The 18,587-nt window shown below is 42.7% G+C and carries 16 protein-coding genes; 2 read left to right on the forward strand and 14 right to left on the reverse strand.

The genetic code is table 11. From position 1 onward, the window contains the following. The 7 genes from phoU to phoB all read right to left on the reverse strand — a co-directional run bounded on the left by phoU (position 1) and on the right by phoB (position 6,493). Positions 1-699 (reverse strand): phosphate signaling complex protein PhoU, encoded by a 699-nt coding sequence (gene phoU / locus CPC19_RS11565; RefSeq protein WP_016390994.1) that lies wholly within the window; start codon positions 697-699, stop codon positions 1-3. A 9-nt stretch (positions 700-708) separates the two neighbouring features. Then, positions 709-1,494 (reverse strand): phosphate ABC transporter ATP-binding protein PstB, encoded by a 786-nt coding sequence (pstB, locus tag CPC19_RS11570; protein WP_015005122.1) that lies wholly within the window; start codon positions 1,492-1,494, stop codon positions 709-711. Then, positions 1,494-2,306, reverse strand: coding sequence for a phosphate ABC transporter permease PstA (gene pstA, locus CPC19_RS11575; RefSeq protein WP_015005121.1), 813 nt, complete (start codon positions 2,304-2,306; stop codon positions 1,494-1,496). Before pstA ends, pstB begins: the two co-directional genes overlap by 1 nt. Further along, a complete protein-coding gene (gene pstC, locus CPC19_RS11580) occupies positions 2,306-3,304 on the reverse strand; it encodes a phosphate ABC transporter permease subunit PstC (RefSeq protein ID WP_016390995.1) in 999 nt (332 codons plus the stop codon). The genes pstA and pstC overlap by 1 nt, the downstream gene beginning before the upstream one ends. An 80-nt stretch (positions 3,305-3,384) precedes the next feature. Beyond that, complete coding sequence (pstS, locus tag CPC19_RS11585) at positions 3,385-4,383, reverse strand: phosphate ABC transporter substrate-binding protein PstS (protein WP_015005119.1); 999 nt, start codon at positions 4,381-4,383, stop codon at positions 3,385-3,387. Between the two features lie 113 nt (positions 4,384-4,496). Continuing rightward, on the reverse strand, positions 4,497-5,801 hold the full coding sequence (phoR, locus tag CPC19_RS11590; protein ID WP_016390996.1) for a phosphate regulon sensor histidine kinase PhoR: 1,305 nt from the start codon (positions 5,799-5,801) through the stop codon (positions 4,497-4,499). Beyond that, the gene (phoB, locus tag CPC19_RS11595; protein WP_035851106.1) at positions 5,798-6,493 is read right to left on the reverse strand and encodes a phosphate regulon transcriptional regulator PhoB; all 696 of its coding nucleotides are present in this window, start codon (positions 6,491-6,493) and stop codon (positions 5,798-5,800) included. The genes phoR and phoB overlap by 4 nt, the downstream gene beginning before the upstream one ends. Positions 6,494-6,731: 238 nt before the next feature. Between phoB and CPC19_RS11600 the strand changes: the two genes are divergently transcribed. After that, positions 6,732-8,519: a GGDEF domain-containing protein gene (locus CPC19_RS11600; RefSeq protein WP_016390998.1), complete on the forward strand. Its 1,788-nt coding sequence runs from the start codon at positions 6,732-6,734 to the stop codon at positions 8,517-8,519. A gap of 165 nt (positions 8,520-8,684) precedes the next feature. On the opposite strand, the gene clpB is transcribed toward CPC19_RS11600, so the two are convergent. The 4 genes from clpB to rluD form a co-directional block, all read right to left on the reverse strand. Next, entirely contained in the window at positions 8,685-11,264 is a 2,580-nt protein-coding gene (clpB, locus tag CPC19_RS11605; RefSeq protein WP_016390999.1) for an ATP-dependent chaperone ClpB, read from the reverse strand. 85 nt (positions 11,265-11,349) lie between these two features. After that, complete coding sequence (locus CPC19_RS11610; RefSeq protein WP_015005114.1) at positions 11,350-12,129, reverse strand: ZIP family metal transporter; 780 nt, start codon at positions 12,127-12,129, stop codon at positions 11,350-11,352. Between the two features lie 10 nt (positions 12,130-12,139). Beyond that, positions 12,140-12,874: a peptidoglycan editing factor PgeF gene (gene pgeF / locus CPC19_RS11615; protein ID WP_016391000.1), complete on the reverse strand. Its 735-nt coding sequence runs from the start codon at positions 12,872-12,874 to the stop codon at positions 12,140-12,142. 9 nt (positions 12,875-12,883) lie between these two features. Then, positions 12,884-13,876 carry a 23S rRNA pseudouridine(1911/1915/1917) synthase RluD gene (rluD, locus tag CPC19_RS11620; protein ID WP_015005112.1) on the reverse strand — a complete coding sequence of 331 codons (993 nt, stop codon included), beginning with the start codon at positions 13,874-13,876 and terminating at the stop codon, positions 12,884-12,886. 116 nt (positions 13,877-13,992) lie between these two features. Here rluD and CPC19_RS11625 point away from each other — a divergent pair, with 116 nt between their 5' ends. After that, complete coding sequence (locus CPC19_RS11625) at positions 13,993-14,769, forward strand: outer membrane protein assembly factor BamD (protein ID WP_015005111.1); 777 nt, start codon at positions 13,993-13,995, stop codon at positions 14,767-14,769. Positions 14,770-14,793: 24 nt separating this feature from the next. On the opposite strand, the gene CPC19_RS11630 is transcribed toward CPC19_RS11625, so the two are convergent. The 3 genes from CPC19_RS11630 to sucC form a co-directional block, all read right to left on the reverse strand. Next, positions 14,794-16,416 carry an NAD+ synthase gene (locus CPC19_RS11630; RefSeq protein WP_015005110.1) on the reverse strand — a complete coding sequence of 541 codons (1,623 nt, stop codon included), beginning with the start codon at positions 16,414-16,416 and terminating at the stop codon, positions 14,794-14,796. Between the two features lie 88 nt (positions 16,417-16,504). Continuing rightward, positions 16,505-17,377, reverse strand: coding sequence for a succinate--CoA ligase subunit alpha (gene sucD, locus CPC19_RS11635; protein WP_016391001.1), 873 nt, complete (start codon positions 17,375-17,377; stop codon positions 16,505-16,507). Between the two features lie 14 nt (positions 17,378-17,391). Next, positions 17,392-18,552: an ADP-forming succinate--CoA ligase subunit beta gene (gene sucC / locus CPC19_RS11640; protein ID WP_015005108.1), complete on the reverse strand. Its 1,161-nt coding sequence runs from the start codon at positions 18,550-18,552 to the stop codon at positions 17,392-17,394. Positions 18,553-18,587: the final 35 nt, after the last annotated feature.

Below are 18,587 nucleotides of genomic sequence, written 5' to 3' on the forward strand. Positions count from 1 at the left end.
TTACAAGTGTTTTTCTAACTCTTTTACTTCAACGTGCCTAACATCTTTGCCTTTAACAAGGTAAATAACGTATTCACAAATATTACAAGCACGATCACCAATGCGCTCTAAAGCTCGTGATGACCATAATAGATCAATTGCTACCGGAATTTTTCTCGGATCTTCCATCATATAAGTGATTTGTTGGCGGACCAAATTTTCATAATCCTTATCCACTTTTTTATCGACTTGAATGACATTAAACGACTCATCAACATCTCGACGTGCGAACGCGTCTAATGCCTTGTTCAGCATGCCTATCACACGGGTCGACATCTGCTCGATGCTATCAAACTGTTCAGGGAAGGCGCCCCGTTTAGAAATATCAATCGCTTGCCTAGCAATACGCTTTGCCTCATCGCCCATTCTTTCTAGATCACTGGTTGTTTTGATAATAGCCATTATCAAACGCAAGTCCGTTGCCGTAGGCTGCCTCATTACGATAATACTGTTGCACATTTCATCAATGTCAACATCAAACGTGTTCACCTTCAAGTCATCCTCGATGACCTCTTCCGCCATTTCTTTATCGCCCGCCAATAGCGCCTTAACCGACTTTTCAATTTGCTGAACCACTAAACCACCCATGTTCAGCACACTGGTCGTCACCTCTTCAACGTCTTCATCGAACTTGTGTGAAATATGTTCCCCTGTAGTCATATTGCCCCCTTAGCCAAATCGACCACTAATGTAGTCTTCAGTTTGCTTTTGTGATGGTTTCATAAAAATGGTTTTTGTTTCATCGTACTCAATCATTTCACCCAAATACATAAACCCTGTGTAATCTGAAATGCGCGCCGCCTGCTGCATATTATGTGTCACGATGCAGATACTATATTGCTCACGAAGAACAGAAATCATTTCCTCAATCGCTAAGGTTGAAATAGGGTCTAACGCACTGGTGGGCTCATCAAACAAAATAACCTCTGGTTTTAATGCAATCGCCCGTGCAATACATAAGCGTTGCTGCTGACCACCACTCAGACCACGTGCATCATGGCCCAATCGGTTTTTCGCCTCATCCCATAAGGCCGCATCACGTAAAGACTGCTCCACCACCTCTTGAAGCTCGGCGCGTTTTTTAACGCCAGAAAGTCTTAAACCATAAGCAATATTCTCAAAAATCGTCATTGGAAACGGTGTTGGTTTTTGAAAAATCATACCGACTCGTTGGCGTAACCGAATCAATTCTGCTTCTTTTTTCAGGTCTAAAATATTTGTGTACGTTTTGCTATCTCCATTCAAAAGGTTAATAACACCGTCATAGCGATGACCAGGGTATAAATCATGAATACGGTTCATACCACGTAGCAAAGTCGATTTGCCACAGCCGCTAGGGCCGATTAACGCGGTTACTTTATTCTTTTCAATTGGCAACGAAATAGCTTTTAGCGATGGTTCACTTGCACCACTATAAGTAAACGTTAAGTCTTTAACTTCCATCATATTCTTCATTAGTTTGCTCTCTTTTTATTGCTAGCATAACGGCCAAGCAAATTAATTATTAATACCATTGCCGTTAACAAAAAGGCCCCTGTCCAGCCTAACTGAATCATTTTATCGTCTGGCATTGTTGCAAGGTTATAGATAGACACTGTTAACGACGGGAATGTGCTCGTTAAGTCTGTTGACCAAAATTCGCTCGAACCACTGGTATAAATCAAAGGTGCCGTTTCCCCCACTACCCGAGCAAAAGCTAACAAAATACCCGTTAAAATACCGGCCTTGGCATAACGCACGACAATGTTCATCGTCACATGGTACTTAGATGCGCCAATGGCGATACCTGCTTCGCGAAGTTCTGTCGGCACAAGGTTTAACATATCGTCTGTTGTCCTAACAATAATAGGTACCATTAAGATAAACAGCGCTAAAACACCGGCCCAACCACTGGTATGCCCCGTAGGCACAACAACAATTGCATAAACAAATGTACCCACAACAATCGAAGGCGCCGACATCATGACATCGCTGAGGTCACGTAAAAACTCTGTACTTTTTGAATTGCCACCATACTCTTGCAAGTAAATACCCGCGAGAATACCCACTGGAATACCGATCAGTGTCGCTATACCAGACATCATTATTTGGCCGACGATTACATTACGTAACCCTCCCTCAATCAGGTCTTTTGTAAACACATCCCAGCTGAGTCCTTGCAAACCTTTTGAGCACAAGGTGAACAAAATCCAGCCTAAAAAAAGTAACCCCACTACTGCGGCCAAGCTGGAGAAGACAATAAACACGCGATTCATCATTAAACGCATTATTTTTTCCTCAAGAAGTAAAATTTAGCGCTCGCTATCACAATAAAGCTTAGGACAAATAATATAAGCGCCAAATAAAATAAGACAGATAAGCTCAACCCACTTGATTCTGCAAAGCTATTTGCCAATACCACTGGGATTGAGTTAGTCGGGTCGGTTACTTTTTTGGCAAATTGATACACGCCCCCAATAACAAAGGCTACTGCCATCGTTTCGCCCAACGCTCGGCCAAATGACAATATTATGGAGCCTATAATGCCCGACCGCGCATAAGGAAAAACAACATCTTTTATAACCTCTAATTTAGTCGCCCCCATCGCATACGCTGACTCTTTCAGCATATCAGGCACGGTCGTTATCGCATCTCGACTTAAAGCCGCCATAAAAGGTATAACCATAATTCCAAGTACCAGCCCCGCAACCAACAATGACACTGTATTTCCACCAAACAGAGCCGCGATGAATGGGCCAAAGTAAAACAGCCCCCACATGCCATAAATGATACTGGGGATAGAAGCCAACAACTCAATCGCTATGCCAACAGGCTTGGCGATTGCAGCAGGCGCGATTTCAGATAGAAAAACAGCAATGCCCATTGCTATAGGCACTGAAAACAACATTGCGATAAGCGTTGAGAAAACCGTACCAACAATAGGGACTAATGCACCATAAACCTCTCTCGAGGTCTTGTCTTCAGAGTCCATATCGTCATCGGTAATAAAATCTTCATCGTCGAAGATAAAATCCTCTTCATCTTCAATAAAGTCATCTTCTAAAGGTTGCTCTTTGTCCGCCTTTAATGACTCTAACTCGGCTAATTGGGCAGGCGACAACTCAAGCTTTTCTTCTTCGCCCCAACGAGATTCAAACAAAAACTTAACCCCAAACTCTTCTATCGCCGGTTTCGCTGACAAATAAAGAACCAGCGTTGTAGCCGCTAAGATAACAAAAACTAAGCTAGCGCTTAATTGAGCAATTTTTCTAAAAAATAATTCCATTACGCCCTCTGGGACAAACAAAAACCTTCTCAACAACCTCTTGAGAAGGCTTTTAAGTTAACTTGTGTTAAAGATTGCGCTTATTTTAAGCCTTTTTCCACCCAGTAGCCTTGGATTTTTTTAATCACTGCATCTGGAAGGGAAACGTAACCGACCGACTCAATGAGCTTGTTCTTTTTGGTTAATGCATAATCAAAGAACTTGATCACTTCTTTTGCATTTTCACCATTTTGAGGAACTAATGCAAACGTTGCTGTCACGACTGGATAGCCTTTTGGTGGGTATGCAATATTGGCATAAAAGTCCTTTTTAGGATCTAAGTCTGCATACACTGCCGCAGCTTCGAATGTTGCTGGCTCTGGCTTAACAAATATACCTTCGCGATTTTCAATAATAGCCATATCTAAACCATTCTTTTTAGCATCCGCGTAATCCACATAACCGATAGAAAACCCGTTATTTTTAATCGCCGTTGCAACTCCAAAGTTACCTTTGCCAGCAATCCGGTTTTTAGTCGGCCATGACACTACTTTCTTAGCACCCATTGTTTCGCGCCATTCTTGGTTCATTTTGCTCAAGTAGTAGGTAAAGGCAAAGGTTGTACCTGATTTATCACTACGGTGAACAAACAAAATATCTTCATTTGGTAAAGCAATACCTGAATTATCAGCCGCTATGATAGGATCATTCCACTTTGTAATTTTGCCTAACATAATGCCAGAAATAGCGGCTTCGCTTAGTTTCATACCGCTGACGCCCTCAACATTATATGCAAAAGTCACCGCACCAATAGCTGTTGGGAATTGAATCAAACTTGCTTTTGCTAAAGAACTTGATTTTAAAGGCTTGTCTGAGCCACCAAAATCAACGTGACGAGCACTCACTTCTTTAATACCCGAACCACTGCCTGTTGGTGTGTAATTGACTTGGTTTTTTGTTTCACCGTAATAAACTTTACTCCACGTTGTATACGCAGGGTAAGCAAAACTTGAGCCCGTGCCTTCAATTTTAGCTGCGTGAGCCGCTGTCCCAATCGTTAGGCTAAGCAGTCCTAGTGCCACTATCTTTTTCATTTTCATATTTTTTCCAATTTAGTTGAATATTTGGCAAAGCGTTTGCTCTACTCTGTGCATCATTTTAGGTTTGGTATGTGGCATTATAATGAACGCAATGTGACAGTTTGATGACAGCCTTATGGGTCTATTCTTTCAGCGGGAAATACACACTGAAAACAACTGCCTTCCCCTTCTTGACTATCGATAACCAGATGCGCCTCATGCCTTTCTAACTCATGTTTTACAATGGCTAACCCTAGGCCTGTCCCAGTTTTATTTTTTATATTATTTTCAGCTACCCGGTAGAAACGCTCTGTTAATCGAGATAAGTGTCTGGCGCCTATTCCTTGACCTGTATCTTTAACAAAAAGCTGCCCCTGACCTTGCTCATTGATTGCCCAGCCGACACGAATCTCACCATTTTCATCAGAGTAATTGATGGCATTACCAACCAAGTTTCTCAACACGGTTAATAAGGAACCTTTACTGCCCTTTAAATTAAGACTCGATGGAACATCAAACACCAATGATTGCTGATGCTCATTTGCCGCTGACTGAAATTCGGACTTAATTTGTTCACATACACTGCGCACATTAACCAAGCTATTGGCTGCCTCGACTTTACCCTCTTCTAGCCGACTTAGCGCTAATAGCTCTTCGATCATGGTTTGCATTTTAATCACTTGCTGATCAACTTTACGTAGCGAAGCACCCACTTGCACATTATCCTCAGCGGTTGAAGCCAACAACATTTCCACATAGCCCTTCATGACCGTTAGCGGCGTTCTTAACTCATGCGATGCATTCGACACAAAGTCTTTTCGCACTTGATTCGTGCGCTCAACCTTAGTGACATCTCGTATCAACAATAAACGTTCATCGTCACCATATGGCAATACCCTTATTTCAATCTTTTCTGCCGACCAGCTGGTGTCTATTACAGGCGCCTCGATCACAATGGCGTCATCGCTCTTGAGATTTTTAAGAAAGTGCGTAAACCGAGGATGCCTTACTAAATGATTAATCAGTTGCCCGGTATCTTCTTTTTTTAAAATAAGTAGCCGGGAGGCTTGCTTATTGAACCACTTAATCTCATTAGACAATGAAAGAATAACCACACCATCTGGAAAAACAGAAATTAACTTTTTAAACCGTTCCAGTTGGTATTTAACACTGTCTTTTTGTGCCAGCCCCTGCATCTTAGATTGATAGATGTCTTCCGAAATTTGACCAAACAAGCCATCTTCAAACGGCAGGTCATGATCACCAGACTTCTTAGACCACCTATATAAACGTTGTAACCGACGATATTGAAAGACAATGTAAGCCAATAAAAAAAGTGCCAACACCTCGACGGGGTAACCGACTAACACACCCAAAACACCAACTGTTAAAAACCACAATAGAAAGGTGTTTCGCTCATAGTTATGATTTATATTCACGCGCTTAAGTTCACCAATTTATAACCAAACCCTCTTACCGTTTGAACCAAGTCTGCACAACCCTGAGCATCTAATATCCGTCTTAAACGCCTAATGTGTACATCAACGGTACGATCTTCTACGTAGACATTATCGCCCCATACATTATCAAGCAGCTGATTGCGAGAGAACACTTTATTGGGGTTTGTAGCAAAGAAAGACAGCAATTTATACTCTGTCGGGCTCATCATCAGGTCCACCTTATTGATAGTGACTCGATGACTCGATGGGTCAATAAACAACGGACCAATTGATATCACCCCTGTTTCATTTTCTGTACTGGTTCGTCGTAAGACCGCTTTCATTCTGGCAATGAGCTCTTGCACAGAAAAAGGCTTGGTTACATAATCGTCTGCGCCTGTTTCCAAGCCCGATACTTTATCTTCTTCCGCGCTGCGTGCCGTCAACAGGATAATCGGGATACGTTTGTTTTCTTCTTGATTCTTTAAAAACTTGATCCAATCTGGCCCACTAATTCCGGGTAACATCCAATCTAACAAGATAATATCGGGCGTCGTATCTCGCAAAGACTCTTGCGCTCTCATTACATCTTTACACCACGTTACTTCAATATTATTCGTTTGAAGAGAAAGTTGTAGCATTTCGCCAATATCCTCATCGTCTTCAACCATCAATACATTCATTGTTTCCATAAAAAAGCCATTTAAGTAAGTGTTTACAGAATACCTAATATTTATGACAACACGGTGACAATTTACAAACTACTTCTAACTTGCTTCGGAGAAAACCCTGTCTCTAATTATTAAAAATAACAGTAACGCACTGAACCACCTTAAGGCGCCTGCGGTTTCTCGACCAGTAAACTTTTTATAATGCCCCGTTATATGAACGTCATACAACTGTCATATTATTGATTGATACTCCCCACCTATGACACATGATGAAAAACTACACTATCAATCGCTTTTAGATATATTAGCAACAGACTCACTGACTCCGCTCTTTCAGCCAATCATTTCGATGAAAGACAATAAAATTTATGGTTACGAAGGCTTAATTCGTGGCCCCTCTGATGGTCCGTTACACTCCCCCATCAACCTTTTTAACGCTGCGGCTAAATATGATCGGCTTGCCGAATTAGATTTACTTTGTCGAAAAGTAAGCATTCAACGGTTTGGCGAACTTAATTTAAATGCCCGGTTATTTATTAACACCATTCCTGAAATTCTCTTACAAAAAGATTATCAGCATGGCCACACATTAAAGTATATAAAAGACTCTAATTTAGATGCTAGCCAAGTGGTTATTGAACTGACTGAGCAATACCCTATTGAAGATTATGACCTGATGGCAAGTGCAACCAAATACTATCAAGATATGGGGTTTTCCATCGCCATCGACGATTTAGGTGCAGGCTATTCAGGCTTAAGAACCTGGTCTGAAATTAAACCCGACTTCGTAAAAATTGACCGTCACTTTTTAAATGACATTCATAACGATATCAACAAGCAAAAATTTGTACAGTCTATTGTAGATATTGCAAAAGGTGTTGACTGTAAAGTAATAGGTGAAGGTATCGAGCTACGCGGTGAGTACCTACAGGCTAATACGATGAATATTGATTATGCACAAGGTTTTTACTTTGCCCGCCCCAATTCCAAACCAACTGAGTTATTGGATTGCTCGTTATTTTCAAGCAGAAAAAATAACTTCAAACCTAAATTTAATATAGAGCGTTCAGATAATACCGCTGCAAAGCTACTTTTTTATGTCAAACCTATTTATACCCATACTAAGTTTTACGACATTGGTGAGCGCTTTCAATCATCACCTGAGCTAACAGCGCTTCCAGTCCTAAATGACGACGCTACTGTTGCAGGCGTTATCTGGCGTACTGAGTTTTTAACTATTTATGCTAGCCGCTATGGAAAAGAATTAAACAGTAAAAAAAATGCTTTATCTTTTTTAGACATTAAGGCGCTAAAGGTAGATATTACTTTATCACTCAATAAAATTAGTCAGCACATCACCAGTCAAAACAACCTCGCACAACATGATGATTTTCTTATTACCTCATCTAACCGCTACAAAGGCATGGGCAAACTTCTTCATTTATTGAAAGAAATAACCGAGATGCAAATCACCTTTGCCCGCCACATGAACCCTCTTAGCAACCTACCTGGCAATGTTCCTATCAGCCAACGAATTAATCACTCCATTGAAACTCAACAAGATATCGTTATTTGTTATTTTGACCTAGATAATTTTAAGCCGTATAACGATACCTATGGGTTTGGCGAGGGCGATAAAGTGCTCCGAAAAACTGCTAAGCTGCTGACAGATTCTGCAGATACAGACATTGACTTTGTAGGGCATGTTGGCGGCGATGACTTCATCATTATTTTTCAAAGCAGCGACTGGCAGCATCGATGCAACTCCACTTTAAATAACTTTAGCGCCCTAACGTCAGAGTTCTACTCTCAAGAACACCTTCTTAACGGAGGAATCTCTGCGTTAGATAGAAATTCTGAGCCGGTGTTTTATCCACTTTTATCAATCTCTATTGGAGCATTAAGGCCGCATGATTTCGGCTTTTTTAGGTCAGAAAATGATCTCGTCTCTATTGCTAGCAACGCAAAATCTGCAGCTAAAAAGATACCCGGCAATAGCCTTTATCAAATCAAGCCTTCAAAACAATTAAGCAACATGTCCGCCTAAATCATGAAAATGTTCTATGACAGGTAGCCACATTATGCTTGCCGACAAAAACACCCAATCTTGAAACTGTTGCCCAACTGGCGAACACCGATCAAACAGGTGCCGCCAGTTAGACTATGATTTAGTGGCCTTTTTAACCACCACTAAACAACATCTCAAAACCTCTTAGCGTTTCTTAAACACCAAAGCATCGTCTTGCACATCTATATCAACCACATCACCAGGCACAAACTTACCCGCCAATAAATCTTGTGCCAGTTCATTTTCTAAGCGTTGTTGTATCGCACGTTTTAAGGGTCTAGCACCATAAACAGGGTCAAAACCGGCTTCACCTAATTTATCCAACGCAGCTTCTGAAACAACCAACTCTATGTCCCTATCTTGTAAACGCTGACGTAAAATATCTACTTGAAGAGTGGTAATAGCACGAATTTGTGTGCGACCCAAGGGGTGAAACACCACAGACTCATCAATACGGTTAATAAATTCCGGTCTAAAGTGTTGCCCGACCACTTCCATCACCGCACTTTTCATCTCATTATAATTAGCCTCACCCGCTAGCTCCTGGATACGATCTGAACCTAAGTTCGAGGTCATCACGATGACTGTATTTCGAAAATCAACCGTGCGGCCTTGCCCGTCTGTTAAACGGCCATCATCCAAGACTTGTAACAAAATATTAAAGACATCCGCATGTGCTTTTTCAACTTCGTCCATCAAGATAACACTGTAGGGTTTACGTCGAACCGCTTCGGTTAAATAGCCCCCTTCTTCATAACCTACATACCCTGGAGGCGCACCAATTAATCTTGCAACCGAATGTTTTTCCATAAATTCAGACATATCAATTCGTACGATTGCTTCTTCAGTATCAAATAAAAACTCAGCTAATGCCTTGCATAACTCTGTTTTACCAACCCCTGTTGGGCCTAAAAATAAAAACGAACCATTAGGGCGATTAGGGTCTGACAGGCCTGCTCGTGAACGACGAATTGCATCGCTGACTGCTTTAACTGCTTCTTCTTGACCAATAACGCGATCACTTAAACCAGCTTCCATTTGCAATAGTTTTTCACGCTCGCCTTCAAGCATTTTGGAAACGGGAATACCCGTCCACTTAGACACAACCTCAGCAATTTCTTCTTCGGTGACTTTGTTTCTCAATAAGGTAAAGTCCTGTTCACCACTGCCTTCCTCAGCCTCTTGAATTGCTTTTTCTAATCGTGGAATTTCGCCATATTGCAACTCTGACATACGTGTTAAATCACCGGCACGCCGAGCCGTTTCCATTTCAAGCTTTACCTTTTCGAGCTCTTCTTTATGCTGGGCACTGCCTTGCATAGCAGCCTTCTCAGACTTCCAGACTTCTTCCAAATCAGCATACTCTTTATCCAACTGGTCAATTTCAGTTTCAAGTAACTGTAATCGTTTTATAGATGCATCATCGGTTTCTTTTTTTAACGCTTCGCGTTCAATTTTCAACTGAATTAAACGCCGCTCTAACCGGTCCATTGATTCAGGCTTGGAGTCCATTTCCATACGAATACGACTCGCTGACTCATCAATTAGGTCAATCGCCTTATCAGGTAATTGTCGATCAGTTATATAACGGTGAGACAATACCGCCGCTGAAACAATAGCTGGGTCGGTTATATCTACGCTATGGTGTACTTCGTATCGTTCTTTTAAACCTCGCAAAATAGCGATGGTATCTTCTACACTGGGCTCATCAACCAATACTTTTTGAAACCGTCGCTCTAATGCGGCATCTTTTTCAATATATTGACGGTATTCATCTAAGGTTGTCGCTCCTACACAATGTAAATCACCGCGTGCTAACGCTGGTTTAAGCATATTTCCGGCATCCATCGCACCGTCACCTTTCCCGGCACCAACCATCGTATGCAACTCATCGATAAACAAGATCACTTGCCCTTCTTGTTTTGACACATCGTTAAGCACTGCTTTTAGGCGCTCTTCAAATTCACCACGGAATTTTGCACCCGCGATAAGGGCGGCCATATCTAGCGACAACAAACGCTTAGATTTCAAATTTTCAGGCACCTCGCCATTAACAATACGTTGCGCTAGCCCTTCTACAATAGCGGTTTTACCTACTCCTGGCTCACCTATCAGCACAGGGTTATTTTTTGTCCGACGTTGCAACACTTGAATAGTGCGTCGAATTTCTTCGTCACGGCCAATCACAGGATCCAATTTTCCTTGCTCTGCACGTTCCGTCAGGTCAATACTGTATTTTTCCAGCGCCTGGCGGTTCTCTTCTGCATTTTGATCATTCACCGCTTCACCACCGCGTATATCATCTATCGCTTTTTCTAAAACACTTTTAGTCGCTCCCGCTTGTTGTAGCGCTTTGCCTGCTGACCCTTTGTCTTCAAGTGCCGCTAAAACAAATAACTCACTTGAAATGTAGGCATCCTGACGCTTTTGTGCCAACTGATCGGTAATATTAAGCAAACGCCCTAAATCATTAGACATTTGCACGTCACCGGCTGCACCTTCAACCGTTGCTATCCGATCAATTGTTTCGCCTAAAGATGAGCGTAGTTGATTTACATTGACGCCTGCCAGTTGTAGTAAATGACGCACGCTAGCACCTTGCTGGTCAAGCATAGCGACCAAGACGTGTGCCGGTTCTATAAACTGATGATCCTTACCCAGTGCTAAACTTTGTGCGTCAGAAAGCGCAACTTGAAACTGACTGGTGAGTTTATCCATTCGCATATTTTAACCCTCATTAATTTAATAACTAATTAATGGGGGATGAAATGAGTGTTTTCAAGCTAGCCCAATAGTGCCAACTTTAGCTTTAGTGAATAAAGCTGTGTAACCAACCAATTAAACCAATACCAAACAGCATCAGTAAAATTTGCTCTACGCCTGCTGCTAGGTTAATTCGTTTATGCAGCGTTGGAATCAAATCTGCCACTGCGATATAGATAAAGCTAGCCGCAGCAAACGCTAAAACATATGGTAAAAGGTGTTCAAAATCTGCTAGCCAGAAATAGGCCAGCAAGCCACCTATTAGCGTTGCGAAGCTAGAAATAACATTGTACAAAATAGCTTTTTTACGGGTAAAGCCACTTTGTAGCAAAATAGCAAAATCACCTATTTCTTGTGGAATCTCATGAGTCGTTACCGCTAATGCCGTCACAACACCTAAATGAATATCTGTCAAAAAGGCCGCTGCAATCAACACCCCATCAACAAAATTGTGAACACTATCACCTACAAGAATCAAACTGCCGGCTGACTGATGACCGTGCGCATGAACATCCACGTGCGTTTCACAATCATCATGGTGACAATGCCGCCACAACACCATTTTTTCCAACGCGAAAAAAAACATCAGGCCGCCCAAAATGGTAATCGATAGGGTGTGAAAATTTTCATGCCCCACTTCTTCTAAGGCGTGTGGAATTAAGCCGACAAAAGAAACACTCAACAATGCACCCGTTGCAAAACTCACACTAAATGGCAACATTCTAGTGATTATCTTTTTAGGTAAAAAAAGAACCAGCGACGCACCTAACACACTTAGCATTCCGCCAAGAATGGTAAACAAAATAATCCAAGTAAATACAGTCATGGGTAATAAGTTAATATTGAAGCCAAATTAACGAAGCCATTCGGCCCGTTGTCGGCTCACGCCGGTATGAAAAAAATTTATCGGGCTGATTATACGTACAATATTCACCACCATAAATTCTTTTTACACCACATTGCAATAAGCTCATTCTTGCCAAAGCATATAAGTCAGCAAGATGATGATCAGCATTCAGCTGCCTAAACCCCTGCTGCATCACCAAGCTTTTGTTAACGAAAGCGTTTTTAACCTCGCTACCCACTTCAAAACAAGCCGGCCCAATGGCTGGACCTAACCAAGCCATTATTTTTTCTGCTGGTGCAAGTTGCTCAACTGCCTGCTCTATGATGCCGGCCAATAAGCCTCGCCACCCAGCATGTACTGCTGCAACGGCTAAGCCGTCTTCCGTACACAATAAGACTGGCAGGCAATCCGCTGTCATCACCGTGCAAACAAACGCATCACTCCTACAAATTGAACCATCTGCTTCTATACAAGGTCCCTTTTGGAGTTGATCCAACTCGACGATAGTTGTGCCATGCACTTGTGATAACCAGACAGGCTTAGCTTGCAAGTTAAGCTCGTCACTTAACAAGGCTCGATTATCAATCACCGCTTGCGCATCATCACCCACATGAGTGGCTAGATTAAATGTTGAACAAGGTCTTTGGCTAACGCCGCCAGAACGACACGTTGTTAACGCTCTGACATTTTTTGGCGCTGGCCAACTCGGTTCAATAAAGCGCATGTGTACTGCCTATTTAACCGGGGTTTCTTTCGCCAATACTTCAACCAAATGGGCCATATCCGCAGGCATCTCGCATTCCCAAGAAATCGGCTCACCAGTGACCGGATGAACCACCCCTAACCTGGCAGCATGTAATGCTTGGCGCTTAAACCCACGTAAAGTATCACTCAATAGTTCACTTGCATTAGCCAAGGGTTTAAAACGTCCACCATATACTTGGTCACCAACGATAGCGTGGTTTATATGACTCATATGAACTCGAATTTGGTGAGTACGCCCTGTTTCAAGGTTCACTTTTAATAAGGTATGTTTTGCAAAGCGTTGCGCAACTCGATAGTGAGTGATGGCCTCTTTGCCCCCCTCTCTAACCGCATACTTTTTACGATCAGTCGGGTGTCGCGCTAAAGGTGCGTCCACTGTGCCACCGGCCGTCATATACCCCCTCACCACAGTTAAGTATTCACGCTCAAAAGCACGTGCCTGCAACTGGTCGACCAATAGCTTATGTGCTGTTAAGGTGCGCGCTACCATTAGCAACCCGCTGGTTTCTTTATCAATTCGATGCACCAAGCCCGCTCGTGGCAAGCCCTCTAGCGCAGGGTCATGATGTAATAGAGCATTTTGTAATGTGCCATCCCAATTACCCGCTGCAGGATGCACGACTAAACCGGCCGGTTTATTTACCACCAGCATTGATTCATCCTCATAAACAATATTAAGCGCGATCGGTTCCGCTTTGATATTTAATGACGTATCGGCAATGGGCGTAATAATAACCGCCTCCCCACCATTAACCTTGTCTCGAGGGCGCAGTGTTTTATTATCGATCAGTATATTGCCGCTGTTCACCCAGCTTTTCAAGCGACTGCGAGAATACTCTGGGCATAACTCAGCTAATGCCTGATCGAGCCGAAGCCCTGCCATTTCAGGTGGGACGATTAATTCTATTTGTTGTTCAGTTTTCAAGCCAATAGGATTGTAATAATTGATGTGCTCCGGCATTATAACCGTTTAGCTCCTTATAACTTGTTATTTCACTCATGACTCTAATGAATCGTCTATCGATTAAAAAAGCTTTCCTTATTCTTATGCTGGCCTCCTTGTCCGCATGCTCCACTATGGATCTTGTTACCCCTATAGATACTCCCGATAAGACGGCCAATTGGTCCGCAGCGGACTTTTATGACGAAGCCAAAAAATCTTTGGATGATGAAAACTACATTAACGCCATTGAGCTATATGAAGGGCTTGAGTCTCGCTACCCCTTTGGCCAATATGCCCAACAAGCACAAATTGACTTAGCCTTCGCTTATTACAAAAATGACGAACCAGAGTCGGCGATTGCAACAGCTAACCGTTTCATTCGCATTCACCCTCGCCATAAAAACGTGGATTACCTGTACTACCTTAAAGGCCTAATTAATTTTAATCGAGGTATCGGTTTTCTAGAGCGCTACTTACCCACTGATAAATCTCAACGTGACCCTGGCGCAGCCATTGAGTCGCTAGATGATTTTGCAACATTGATTAGGCGCTTCCCCAATAGCCAATATGTTGCAGATTCAAAGCAACGTATCATTGCACTTAAATCAAACCTAGCGTTACATGAATTAAATGTCGCCAATTATTATATGAAGCGCAAAGCCTATGTTGCCGCCATTAATCGCGCTAAAAATATCATTGAACAATACCAAAACACCACAGCCGTACCTCGTGCTTTATTATTAATGGTCGACGCCTACCAGCACATTAATATGAACGACCTAGCCGCTGATGCCCAACGTGTTTACGACCTGAACTATCCAAACGGCACTCCACCTTTAGAAAACCCTAAGTACGCGCACGAAAAAACAACCTCTGAAAAAATCTGGGAGTTTTTAGAGTTAGACAAATAAGCTGGCTACTGAACCGAAGGTGCGTTAATCGTCAGAAAAAAGCACCTTATTAAAGCCCGAGGTCATTGGGAATCGGCGCTCGCGACCAAATGCACGTGAGGTGATTTTAACGCCCGGCGGCGCTTGGCGCCGCTTATATTCGTTTTGCTCTACCAGCCGAAGTACTCTATCAACAATTGCTGGTTCATAACCTGCATCCAATATCTCTCGCCTCGACTGGTCACGTTCAACATAACGTTCAAGAATATCATCCAACACGGGGTAAGGTGGCAGGCTATCTTCATCTTTTTGATCCGGCGCCAACTCAGCTGAGGGTGGCCGCTCAATCACTCTGTCAGGAATTACTGGCGATTGTTCATTTCGATATTTAGCCAAGGCATATACCATCATTTTGGGCACATCCTTTATCGGCGCAAAACCACCGGCCATATCACCGTAAAGCGTTGCATAACCAACACTCATCTCGCTTTTATTGCCTGTTGTAAGCAGAATTTTTCGCTTCTTGTTTGAAATCGCCATTAACACGACACCACGGCTACGTGCCTGAATATTTTCTTCAGTCACGTCAGCATTTAGGCCTTCAAACGCAGGTTCTAACATTGCTGAAAAAGCGTTGACCGCAGGTTCAATAGAAATAGTTTGATGCTTAACGCCCAAGGCTTCTGCTTGTTTAATCGCATCTTCATTGCTCATATCGGCCGTATATTTTGATGGCATGAGGACCACTTCGACACTATCACCACCTAATGCATCAGCCGCAACAGCCAATACTAAAGCAGAATCTATACCGCCAGACAGACCCAATACCGCTCCTTTAAAGCCATTTTTTGTTACGTAATCACGCACACCCAAAACCAGCGCTTGATAAATGGATTCCAGTTCAGGCAATTGCGCATCTTGCTTCGCCTCCAAAGTTGAGTTGCGTAATGAGTCCAAATCAATATAGTTTATTGACTCAACAAAAGCTGCTGAGCGCTGCACAACCTTGCCTGCTGCATTCATTACAAAAGACGAACCGTCAAACACCAACTCATCCTGCCCACCCACTTGGTTCAGATAAATAATAGGCAAACCGGTTTCCTTCACTCGTGAACATACTGTACGTTCACGTTTTTCAGCTTTATTAATCTCAAAAGGCGACGCATTCAAATTAAGAATAAGCGTTGCATCAGACTGGCGTAACTGATCACAGACGCTTGATGACCAGATGTCCTCGCACACACTAAGCCCAATTACCTCTGAGCCTAACTTAAATGTACATGCTTGTGCCCCTGCCTGAAAATAACGTTTTTCGTCAAACACACCATAATTCGGCAATTGCTGCTTTCGGTAATTGGCCACTAACTCACCGGCTTGCAAAACAGCAACACTATTAAATAATACGCCTTCGCCTTTTTCTGGGTAGCCAATAACAATGGTTAATAAAGGACACTCTGACGATATCCGTTCAAGCTGTTTTTCAACACCGTTAAGAAAGTCATTTCGAAGCAGCAAGTCTTCTGGTGGATAACCGGTTATCGCTAACTCAGGAAAAACGATTGCAAGGGCCTGCTCGCTCACCGCTTGCTGGCAAAATTCAAGGATACGATTGGCATTGCCTACTAAATCGCCAACAATAGGGTTAAATTGTACTAAGGCTAATTTCATAACAGCTTATTCCTAATTTCTTACTAGCATAAAAAAGGGCTGTATAGTTTACAGCCCTTTTTGCACTACTTTAAATTTTAACGCTCAGTTAGCCTAAAATTTCCTTCATTTTTGCGCCCATCTCAGTGGGTGATTTCACAATGTGAACACCCGCTTCTTCTAAAGCCGCAAACTTCGCTTCAGCGGTACCTTGACCACCAGAAACAATCGCACCAGCATGGCCCATGCGTTTACCCGGAGGCGCTGTAACACCAGCAATATAACCAACAACTGGCTTCGTTACATTGTTTTTGATGTATTCTGCAGCTTCTTCTTCCGCCGTTCCGCCAATTTCACCCACCATGATAATACCCTTGGTATTCTCATCGGCTTCGAAGCGTGAAATAACGTCAATAAAGTTCATCCCATGAATCGGGTCACCACCAATACCTACACAAGTACTTTGACCTAAGCCAGCAGAGGTTGTTTGATGAACAGCTTCATAAGTAAGCGTACCTGAACGTGACACCACACCGATACTACCGGCTTGATGAATAAAGCCAGGCATAATGCCAATCTTACACTCACCTGGAGTAATAACACCTGGGCAGTTAGGGCCAATTAGCACTACGTTTTCATATTGCTCAAGCGATGCCTTCACTTTCAACATATCCAATACAGGAATACCTTCCGTGATACACACGATCACTTCAATACCTGCAGCTGCAGCTTCTAAAATAGCATCCGCAGCGAACGGAGGCGGCACGTAAATCATGGTTGCAGTTGCACTGGTTTCCTTTACCGCATCAGCAACAGTGTTAAAAACAGGTAAATCTAAATGTTTTTCGCCACCACGACCTGGCGTAACCCCACCGACAACTTTTGTTCCGTAGGCAATTGCTTGCTCGGAGTGGAATGTCCCCTGTTTACCTGTAAAACCTTGGCAAATTACTTTTGTGTCTTTATTAATTAAAATACTCATCGTATACCCCTAAATTAAGATGCTGCTTTAACAGCGGCTTTAGCAGCCAAGGTTAAATCATCAGCGGCAATAATATCTAAACCAGAATCTTTCAATAGCTGACGCCCTTGATCGGCATTAGTGCCTTCTAAACGAACCACTACCGGTACGCTAACACCTACCTCTTTAACCGCTTCAATAATACCTTCAGCAATTAAGTTACAACGAACGATGCCGCCAAAAATATTCACTAACACTACTTTTACTTTGTCATCAGACAAAATAAGTTTAAACGCTTCAGCCACACGTTCAGCTGTTGCACCACCACCTACATCTAAGAAGTTAGCGGGGAAACCACCTTCCAATTTAACTAAGTCCATAGTCGCCATCGCTAAACCTGCACCATTCACCATGCAACCAATGCTGCCGTTCAACGTAATATAGTTCAACTCATGTTGTTGTGCTGCATGCTCTTTTTCATCTTCTTGCGACGGATCACGCATGGCAACCATATCGGCGTTACGATAAGCGGCGTTATCATCTAAATTAACTTTTGCATCTAGTGCGACTAAGTCACCATCACCATTAACAATTAGTGGGTTGATTTCAACTTGGCTCGCATCTTTTGCCCAAAAAACGGCTAAAATGCCAGACATGACTTTAAACAGCTGCCCAACTTGTTTACCTTTAAGCCCCATTTTAAAAGCTATATCGCGCGCTTGATACGGCTGTAAGCCAGCAACAGGATCAACGGCGGCTAATAAAATCTTCTCTGGTGTTTCTTCCGCCACTTCTTCAATATCCATACCGCCTGCTTCAGACGCCATAAACATAATTCGTTTAGTGCCACGATCAACCACAGCGCTAATATAAAGCTCGCGATCGATAGGCTTAACTTCCTCGACAATAAGCATTTCGATAGGCAAACCTTCTTCATCGGTTTGTGGCGTCACCAAGCGAGAGCCCAATAGCTTTTTGCTAAACGCTTCTACCTCATCTATCCCTTTACACAATTTAACGCCACCCGCTTTACCACGACCACCTGCGTGAACTTGGGCTTTAACTACCCAACACTCACCGCCTAACTCTTTTGCAACATTGACAGCTTCTTTAACTGAACGTGCTGGCTTACCAACTGGTACGGGTACACCAAACTCAGCAAACACCTGTTTTGCTTGGTATTCATGTAAATTCATTCAAATTCCTCTATGATTAATTTTTGTTAGTCACT

The sequence above is a fragment of the Cycloclasticus sp. PY97N genome (assembly GCF_002443175.1).
Lineage (GTDB): Bacteria > Pseudomonadota > Gammaproteobacteria > Methylococcales > Cycloclasticaceae > Cycloclasticus > Cycloclasticus pugetii.